At 58.8% G+C, this 9,475-nt stretch carries 6 protein-coding genes, 1 pseudogene and 1 riboswitch; of the genes and pseudogenes, 4 read left to right on the forward strand and 3 right to left on the reverse strand.

Annotated features, from left to right (window positions below):
- The 3 genes from EN893_RS08125 to EN893_RS08140 all read right to left on the reverse strand — a co-directional run.
- On the reverse strand, positions 1 to 901 hold a 901-nt coding region (locus tag EN893_RS08125), incomplete at its 3' end, for an FAD-dependent oxidoreductase (RefSeq protein WP_128361483.1).
- A complete protein-coding gene (thiC, locus tag EN893_RS08130) occupies positions 898 to 2,733 on the reverse strand; it encodes a phosphomethylpyrimidine synthase ThiC (RefSeq protein ID WP_063169414.1) in 1,836 nt (611 codons plus the stop codon). The genes thiC and EN893_RS08125, both read right to left, overlap by 4 nt.
- Positions 2,734 to 2,836: 103 nt before the next feature.
- A riboswitch (TPP riboswitch) is annotated at positions 2,837 to 2,953 on the reverse strand.
- 317 nt (positions 2,954 to 3,270) lie between these two features.
- On the reverse strand, positions 3,271 to 3,534 hold the full coding sequence (locus EN893_RS08140) for a hypothetical protein (protein WP_082826710.1): 264 nt from the start codon (positions 3,532 to 3,534) through the stop codon (positions 3,271 to 3,273).
- Positions 3,535 to 4,025: 491 nt separating this feature from the next.
- On the opposite strand from EN893_RS08140, the gene EN893_RS08145 reads away from it, so the two are divergent.
- From EN893_RS08145 to EN893_RS08160, 4 genes and pseudogenes are all read left to right on the forward strand, one after another.
- Positions 4,026 to 5,363 carry a metallophosphoesterase gene (locus tag EN893_RS08145; RefSeq protein ID WP_127248690.1) on the forward strand — a complete coding sequence of 446 codons (1,338 nt, stop codon included), beginning with the start codon at positions 4,026 to 4,028 and terminating at the stop codon, positions 5,361 to 5,363.
- A gap of 2 nt (positions 5,364 to 5,365) precedes the next feature.
- Positions 5,366 to 7,432 carry a hypothetical protein gene (locus EN893_RS08150; protein WP_063169412.1) on the forward strand — a complete coding sequence of 689 codons (2,067 nt, stop codon included), beginning with the start codon at positions 5,366 to 5,368 and terminating at the stop codon, positions 7,430 to 7,432.
- Positions 7,429 to 8,484, forward strand: coding sequence for a hypothetical protein (locus EN893_RS08155; RefSeq protein WP_063169411.1), 1,056 nt, complete (start codon positions 7,429 to 7,431; stop codon positions 8,482 to 8,484). Before EN893_RS08150 ends, EN893_RS08155 begins: the two co-directional genes overlap by 4 nt.
- A 400-nt stretch (positions 8,485 to 8,884) precedes the next feature.
- Positions 8,885 to 9,475, forward strand: a pseudogene (locus EN893_RS08160) (transposase); the annotation flags it as partial.

The raw sequence follows: 9,475 nt of genomic DNA on the forward strand, positions 1-9,475 counted from the left end.
GGAGAAAACCGTGACGATAAAGACCGTTGATCGCGATGATCTCACCGTCTGTTTCGACGCGTGGCAAATTGTCGGGAAATGCCGGACGGACACCCACACCGGTTTCAACGATCTCGGCCTCACCAAAGGCCGGATGGAGGGCATGGGCGGCGCCCAGCAGCTCCATCATGGAACGCGCCGTCACCGGTCCGGCGCTCTGGCTTTCAATCATCGTCGCTCCGATCATGAAACGGTGATCGGTGCGCGGCCCGGCATAACGCGGAAAGCGTGGATGAAGCAAACGGACCGGCCGCGACAGCGAGACATCAGGCGTGCGAAGGATCAGCATTTCGCCGCGAACACCGCGCAGCCTGTCATCGGCCGCTGCCATTCCCATGCAGTCTATCTGACGGGCGAATCCCGAAACAGGCCGGGCGTCGCAGCCGAAGTGGAATTTGACACCCATGGTCGCAAGCTTGTCATGAAGTGCCGCCATCGCCGGGCGTGGGTCGAGGTGAGCCTCGTCGGGGAAGAGCAATCCACGCCGGAAGCGGCCGGCGAGGTCGGGTTCCAGGAGCGCAATTTCGTTTTCATCGACGCGCCGATGCCCTGACGTGCGACTGGCGAACCGGTCAAGCTCACCGGCATCACGCGGCGCGGCCACGACCAATGTCCCGGCCCGTGTCACCTGACCCGACAGCACCGCATCCCACCAGTCGGCAGCATCGCGTCCGAGATCCAGCACCGGCTGCTCCGCGCTTTCGCGCTCGCACCATGGCGCCAGCATGCCGCCGGCGAACCACGACGCGTTGCCACCAAGGCCATGCCGCATCTCGGCGACGGTGACCGTCGCGCCGCGGGCGGCGAGTTCGAAAGCGACGGTGAGGCCGGCAACGCCGGCCCCTTTGACGAGCACCCTCATGATGGTTTGGGAGCCTCTGGCACGACCGGTACGCCAGTCTCGTCCGCCTGCATGTAGAGATCGCCGCCCTCCCGGTATTTTGCCGCCATTGCCGCCATGCCTTCCTTCTGGGCCTCGGCACGGATGTCGTGGGAAATGCGCATGGAGCAGAATTTCGGCCCGCACATCGAACAAAAATGTGCCAGCTTGTGCGCCTCCTTGGGCAAGGTCTGGTCGTGGAAGGACCGTGCGGTTTCGGGGTCGAGCGACAGGTTGAACTGGTCCTCCCAGCGGAACTCGAAGCGCGCGCGCGAAAGGGCATCATCCCTGGTTTTCGCTGCCGGATGGCCCTTCGCCAGATCGGCTGCATGGGCGGCTATCTTGTAGGTGATCACGCCAATCTTGACGTCGTTGCGGTCGGGAAGGCCGAGATGCTCTTTCGGCGTGACGTAGCAAAGCATTGCGGTGCCGAACCAGCCTATCATGGCGGCACCTATCCCTGAGGTGATGTGGTCATAGCCCGGCGCGATGTCGGTCGTCAGCGGCCCCAACGTGTAGAACGGCGCCTCACCGCACACTGCGAGCTGCTTGTCCATGTTCTGCTTGATCTTGTGCATGGGGACATGGCCCGGGCCTTCGATCATCACCTGGCAGTCCTTTGCCCAGGCAATCTTGGTGAGTTCTCCAAGTGTTTCCAGTTCGGCGAATTGCGCCGCGTCGTTCGCATCGGCGATTGAACCGGGACGAAGGCCGTCGCCGAGCGAGAAGGAGACGTCATAGGCTCTGGCGATGTCGCAGATCTCCTCGAAATGCTCGTAGAGGAAGCTCTCCCGGTGATGGTGCAGGCACCATTTGGCCATGATCGAGCCGCCGCGCGAGACGATGCCCGTGACCCGGTCGACGGTCAGCGGGATGTAGTGCAGCCGCACGCCGGCGTGGATGGTGAAATAGTCGACGCCTTGCTCGGCCTGCTCGATCAGCGTGTCGCGGTAGACCTCCCAGTTCAGATCCTCGGCGATGCCGTTGACCTTTTCCAGCGCCTGATAGAGCGGCACCGTACCGATCGGCACCGGCGCATTGCGCACGATCCAGTCGCGGATGTTGTGGATGTTGCGGCCGGTCGACAGGTCCATCACCGTGTCCGCGCCCCAGCGGATAGCCCAGACCATTTTTTCGACCTCTTCGGCCATCGACGATGTGACAGCCGAGTTACCGATGTTGGCGTTGATCTTGACCAGAAAATTGCGACCGATGATCATCGGCTCGCTCTCGGGATGATTGATGTTGGCGGGAATGATTGCGCGCCCGCGCGCCACCTCGTCGCGCACGAATTCGGGTGTGACGAAATCTGGGATCGCCGCGCCGAAGGCTTCGCCGTCGCGTTGCAGCTTGCCGCGCATCACCTCGCGGCCGAGATTCTCGCGGATGGCTACGAACTCCATTTCTGGCGTGATGATGCCGGCGCGCGCATAGGCAAGTTGGGTCACCGCCTTGCCCTGCTTGGCCTTGAGCGGCCGATTGCGTATCGGAAATTCCGGTGTCAGGCGCTCGCCGGTGGCGAATCCATTGTCTTCCGGCCGGACGTGGCGGCCGTCATAGGCTTCGACATCGCCACGCGCCGTGACCCATTCGTGGCGAAGCCGGGCAAGGCCTTTTTCGATGCTGGTTTCGACTGATGGATCGGTGTAGGGGCCGGACGGATCGTAGACGGTGACGGGCGGTTCGCCGGCCGTCGGATGGACGGAAATCTCGCGCATCGGCACCCTGATCTGCGGGTAGAGGACGCCGGGCTTGTGGATTTTCCGCGAGGCGGGCAGTGGTCCCGTCGATACGGCGGGGGTGAGGGCATTCATCGTGAGGCTCCTTTGCTCATGCATTGGAGACCCAGTTCTGTGCCGGAAGGATGAAAAGACGCTTCTGTAGACCTGCTGCAACAGGACCTCGGGCGTAAACTCCCGCAAAGCGCTTGCACCGTCCCTACGCCAGTATGAACTGGATCAGGTTCAACGGGTCACTGCGCCGCGAAAGCCAGCAGTATCTCAGCCCCTTGCCGGGACTCCCCTGGTGAATGCCTTAGGTTGAACGGGCTGACGCTATCTTGTCAAGCGCATTCGGGCGCCTTCGGCCGGTGGCGACGACCGGCGGCCAGCCGGGCGGAGAGCTCGCGCATGCATCGGGGACAAGTCACGCCCCGTAGACCGGGGCTGAATGGCCAAAGCCTCATTCGCTTCGTGAAGGATGGAGAAACTGTATTGGCCATGTGCGCGTATCGACCAAGTAGCTCAGGCGGTCACGGATGTGGTTATTCTGGTCGAAGGTGACGAACGGCCTTGGGGGTCACCTCCTTTAGGATTCAGAGGTTGGAAGACGGCTTCTCGCGATCACGGCCATCAGGAAATACCTGTCTTCGGCTCAACCTCGACATGGCGTCCGATCGACCGCAGATATACAGCTATCTCGTTCATGAGATGATCGCGTTCGCCGTAGATTTCAGCAATCCTACGCAGCTGTGGCTCGACGGCCCTCCGTTGCGCTGGCGTGAAATCAGCATCGCCAAAGACGTATCCCAAGTTGCCAATCGCGCAAATTTTGCAGCCGGCGTCCACAACTGCTTGTACGAATGCCGGAATGTCTTTTTCTTGCATGGTCTTCATGTCGAACCTCTCGTGAATGGCGTGCTTGCGCCCCAATCTGCCTTTTCAGCGTGTCCTCTGGGCGGCGCAAGCCCTGAGCGTGACTGTGCACGGGCAACCTCGACTATCCCATCTGCCACGCTCTTTAGAATCGGTGGGGTCTGGTGATCGCAGGCTGGGCCACTCAAAAGCCTGCAAGAAGAAAGTCATGGCGACCATTGCTCAAGATCGCAAGGGTGCGTGCAAGACCTTCCGTTGGCAGTCATGCACGCTCGCTCAGAGATAGTCCGGCCGCGGAAATTCTCCCTTATTCGTAAGAAAGCTCATTGAGCAACTGGGCATTGAGCAACTGGGTCTCACGTCACGGGTCTCGTGTGCTTCACAGCCGAAAAATAGCCGCCGTGGCAATTCTCGAAAAGTGCAGGCTACCTCGTTAAGGACACTGCGGATGATCGTTCGCGCTTGGCAAAAGCGAACGGATTAGTCTATGGCTCTCGGCAGGGGGGCGAGTTATGCGGCGGGTGCGAATCCTTCAAGTAGGCGATATTCACTATCCGGACTGGCATCCTTCCTCTAGCAACATCGATGCCAAGGATAGCAAGTTCGCTCCGAAAATAACGCAGAAGCTACGCGCGTCTTCGCTGCGTGCCGTCTTGACGAAACTTCGGCGGCTGACGACTTCGAAGCCCTTGGATTCGATCGCCTTCATGGGGGATTTCACGAGCCGTGGCGACAAGACCTTCATTGCTTCGGCATTCCAGCATTTCACGTTGCTCTGCCGCGCACAGGGACGCAGTTCAAAGGCGCTTCCGTTGATATTCGTACCGGGAAATCACGATGTGAACCGTGATGACGCGCGCGAACTTGGACCGACTGAGAAATTCAGCGAAATGGCGAGTTTAGCCGCCCGCTTGGGTTGGCAGACCGTTCCCGTGGACCAACCCGTGCACTTCAGACTTCCGACAGGATCCGCAGGCGCAAACTTCATCCTCGTCAACACAGCGATAGGCAGTTGGGAGCTTCAAAACCTTCCCGCGTTCCTTCGTGATCGTCTCGAGGCACTCAGTCCTTCTACAGAGCCTGTAGATCTCGGCTCGCCGGACATCTCGGGACATTCGCCCGCGACACCTCCCAGCGATCCAGACAAGGAGGCGTCCGACGACGAGTATTACGGTCAGATGGACACGCCATACATCTCGCGTGAGATGCTTGCAGGCCTACAGGAATTGCTCCAGCAGCCCGACATGCGTTACGGCATCATAATCGGCCATCACAATCTGCTGCCACAAAAGACTCCGCGCATTACGCCATACGCGGAGATGCTCAACAGCGGATTTGTCAGAACTCAGCTGCTGCAGGGCAACAAGCCTATCGTCTACCTGCATGGACACATACATGCTGATCCGGTCGAGATCGTCAACGATCCAAGGTTTCCGGACGGCAAATTGATCTGCATCTCAGCACCAGAGATACAGTCAGGTTTCAATGAGCTCGTCTTCTTCACGACCGATCAGGGAGAGCTCGTCGGCATCCGACTTATACCCTACCGCACCAATGTCGCCGACGGGACGGTCATGGAAGGCGAACATTGCTTTATTTCGACCATGTCCAACGGCAAGGCCTTTCTGAACAACGACACGTTTGACCTGCTGCGCCGACTGCGCGACCATGCCACCAGGCGCGGGAATGGGTTACTCTTCTGGGACGAGATCACTGAGATTGCTGCCTCCGCCGAGCTCGGGCTAGATCTGGAAGACTCTCTTCTGATGCTCCAAGCGGCGCGCTTCATCGAGATAGACGGCCTCACCAAGGCAAACTCGGCTTGGCGCATTAAGGTAAGGGACGAATAGCGATGGAGAATCCGTTCGGCCCCAACAGGATCGAGTACGAAAGCCGCCCGATACTGTGGTTCAGTCAGAAGTCGGCGTTGATTTCTGCCGCCGCCAAGCCGGTCTTCGTCGCAGGGACGAGAGGCAGCGGCAAGACCAGCATTCTTCGCTCGCTTTCCACAGTCCATATTCTTGAAGACAAAAGTCTCTCGGACCAAGTCGGCAAGCTCGCTTGGTATGGCGTCTTCTTCCAGCTCAATGAGACATTCTCGCCCCTAATCGACAACGCCGTTCTGAACCTCATTCCGGAGCGGATACGCTTCGACACGGCCGCCGTGATCCCGCGGCAATTCGTAATCTTCTCTCACTATCTGGAGCTGAAGATAGTCGAACGCCTGCTCGAGAGCATCGGCCAGCTCAGACGCGACGGCCACTTGAAATACCGGGCCTCCGAAGATAGGGACGTCGCCCTGGCACTGCATCGCGAAGTGCTGCACTTCATACCCCAACCTGCCCGTCTCGACTTCTTCAGCATCGATGAGCTGCGGGGTGGGATAACCCGGTACGTCGACGAATGCTTCAACGCGTTCTTCTTTGCCGCCGATGCCGGAGCGACCGGCTTCAGAGCAACAGACCCTGGCGCGATCATTAACAAGGTCGCGACCGCGATCACTCCACTTTTAAATGGCCCATCTTTCGCCGGTGACAGGGCGCCCTTCTTCAAGATACTGATTGACGACTGTGAAGCACTGACACCGCTCCAACAGCAGTTCCTGAACACCTTGGTGAGAAAGACGCGCGGCAACGTGAAATGGGTCCTCGCCTACATCGGCGGCCTCTACGACACGATCCGGACGATCATACCCGGCCAGTCGCTCTCGAATGCTGACCGGGACGTCGAGAATCTTGATTCAGTCGATCCGAGGGAGTTCGCCACGCTGTGCGAGAACGTGTCGTCGCTTCGGCTGTACTATGCGCTTCCTGACCATCTGCGGAGTGATCTCGAGCGCAACGATGCGCTCAGCGCGTTTTCGCTCAAAAACCGGCTGGGGCGGCTTTCCGTCAATGACATCATCGAGCGGGTTATCATATCGGGTCATTCCGAGGGCAGAGAAGAGCTTGTGGCACTTGCTGATGCAGCACGTGAATTCCTCTCCGTGAATTTGAGGACGGCGGATCAGCAGCAATTCCTTCTTGATCGAAAAGCGCGCCCTTATGCCGAAGGGCTGGCGCTCGCGCTCATGAACCCGGAAATTAAGCGCCGGCCCATGAGCAAGGCGGATGCTTCAAATCTGAAGAGGTCGATCGCCCGGAAACAGGGATGGGCTTTTCTGAAAGCGTGCCAGATGCTGCGTCTGCATGACTACCCGTACGTAGGGCACCAGATCATCACATCATTGAGCGACGTCTGTATACGCGATTTCCTTGATATAATGGGAGAGATCTTCCGCCGCAGTGTTCCGAGTTCCAGTGATCCACGAAAACTGGTGGAATTCATCAACTCGGATTTACAGATTCATCTCGAACAGCAGAGACAGGCTGTGAACGCCGCCTCTCAACGGAAGCTTGATGGACTTCAGGCGCTTTCACATCCGTACGAAGAAGAGAGCGTGCGCATGGTGCGGGCGTTGGGTTACCTGACCGCTCGCCTCCAGACAGAGTTTGCCGAAGAAAATGCTCTAGGAACGACAGAGAGAGGCATTTTCAGGGTTGATCTAAAGGAAATGCGCTCGCTGGTGAACCGACTGGAGCAACCCAGCGGAAAACTGGACGAGGTCCTGCGTCGGGCGGAAAGGGATGGGTTTATCCGGGAGGTCTCCGCCGCCGGCAACTTTGAGGTGGACCGCGCCGACCCCGCATCGAAGGAGATGATGATCAGATTGCATCGGCGATTTGCACCTTACTTCGGGTTCTCCTATCGCGGCCCGTACGAAATCAACACAATCCCTGCGGCGCGGATGGTCGACCTGCTTTTTACCAGGCATCGGCTCCCAGAAGACTGGGCCGACTCGGTGTTTAAGGAGCTCGTCGCGCGGCCCGCACTCAAGACCGAATTCCAGCACTCGCTTTTCGAGAGCGATCTCGAATGACCGCTTCAACTGTCGAGTATCGAGTCTTCGGCCATCTGGCCGTCACCGAGAAGGCGAGAGATGCAGGTACCTGCGAAACGATGGAGGCAGATATCGCGATCGTCGCGCTTGGATGGGAAACGCGTTTCGCCGCGTTCGAAAACCATCTTGACCTGAAGGTCGGCAAGATCGTGGTTCTGGACTTTGCTCTGAAGGAAGCGAACGTCCCAGCCGTCGAAGAAAACCGGCGAAAGCTCATCGCTATGGGTACCCGATGGGGCGTCGAAGTGACTGTGATCACCCTCGAGCCTTCCATCGAGTATCAGAAGAACATCAATCTCCTCGATCACCTGCTCACTCAGATGGCCGCTTCATGTGGCTCATACGAAGGAAGCCTGCGGAAGGTTTTCGTCGAGTGCTCGACGATGCCGCGAATCTACATCCAATGGCTGATTGCGGTGGCATTCAAGAAAATGTCGATTCAGTCTCTCGAATTCGGGTACGCCGAAGGTATCTACGGGAACGCGATCGGCAAAGAGGATTTTTCCAGCGGCTTGGACCGATACGTCACCGTCCCTCATCTTCAAGGCAGCGGAGGAATGGGCGAAGAGAAAGTCCTGCTCGTGGGGATCGGAGGAGATGCCGACGTATTCTACGGATTGATCGATATCGTCAGTCCGGAACGGATCTCGCTCCTCGTCCCAAGAAGCGACAAGAATGCGCATATCGATGCTTTGCTCGATCAACAGGTGGCCAAGGTACGTGAAACCCACCGGCTCGAAGATGGCGAAGTTCGCGACATCCAGGCTTTCGGGCTGATGGCCCACCTCGATGCTTTCGAGACGTATCTCGACGGGTTCGGCTCGCGTGCGGTGGTGAACGTTTTTGTCAGCGGCCCGAAGGTTCAGGCCATCGCTGCTGCCGTGCTCGCCTGCTCCGACAGCCGCGTCCATCTCAAGGCAAGAATTCCCACCTCCTATGCCCATCGTGAAGTCTCAGCGAATGGGCGGTATCATATCTATAGGCTGATTGACCTGACATCCCCTGCCTGCAGCCTTCCCGGGACGTTCTGACACTATCTTGCATTCGAGTAGCATCATGGTCCCAGTAGCCGTTCCGCCAAGCCTTCAGCGCATGTTCGTGTCGCCCGATCCGGTCGATGGGGGGCTAATTCCCACTTGGAAGCTGCTCTACATCAGATCAGGGGGGAATGCAGACTGGCAGAATTCCGTCTAATTAGCGACTAGCTAAAACATATACTCAGGCGAGACTGTTCAGCATAGAAATAGTGAGTCGGCCGTGAACTATCCGCAAGCCATTGATCTGGCCTGTTGATTGAGGCGGATAGCGGCTTTGGAATTGCAGGATTAGCGGTTTATTGGGGCTGTTTTCCTGCAATTCGGTTTTGCGATTCCCTTGTGGCGCGGAGCGTGATTCACTCGGTTCGGCGGCGGCGAATCGAGGGGACAGCGAATGTCCAGGCCACGCGAGAAGCGCGAGACGGGAGAGCAGGACCTGTTCCGCTCCAGGCTCGACCAAATCATCAACATGAAGCACGAGCTGGTGCGGCTGGCGCAGGCGATCGACTGGCCGGTGCTGGAGGAGCGTTTCGGCGCCGTCTATTCGGACGGCCCCGGCATGCCGCCGCTGCCGACCCGGCTGATGGCGGGGCTGGCGATCCTCAAGCACACCTTCAACCTGTCGGATGAGGTGCTGTGCGAGCGCTGGGTGGAGAACCCTTACTTCCAGTATCTCACCGGCGAGACGTTCTTTTGCCATACGCTGCCGTTCGACCGCTCCTCGATGACGCGTTGGCGCAGCCGTATGGGCGAGGAGCGGATCATGGCGCTGTTGCAGGAGAGCCTCAGCCTTGCGGTCAAGACTGGGGCGATGAAACCGGCCGACACGCGCCAGGTGATCCCCGGATCAAGTCGCAAAAGCACTGCCCGGCAATCCCTATGACGGCCACACGCTGGCAAGCGTCATCCCCGACATGGAAAAGACCATCGGCAACGAGATCGGCCGCATCCTCGCCGACGCCGGCTATCGCGGCCACAACGCACC

Origin of the sequence: Mesorhizobium sp. M7A.F.Ca.CA.004.04.2.1, from assembly GCF_004022825.1 — a bacterium.
Taxonomy (GTDB): Bacteria; Pseudomonadota; Alphaproteobacteria; order Rhizobiales; family Rhizobiaceae; genus Mesorhizobium.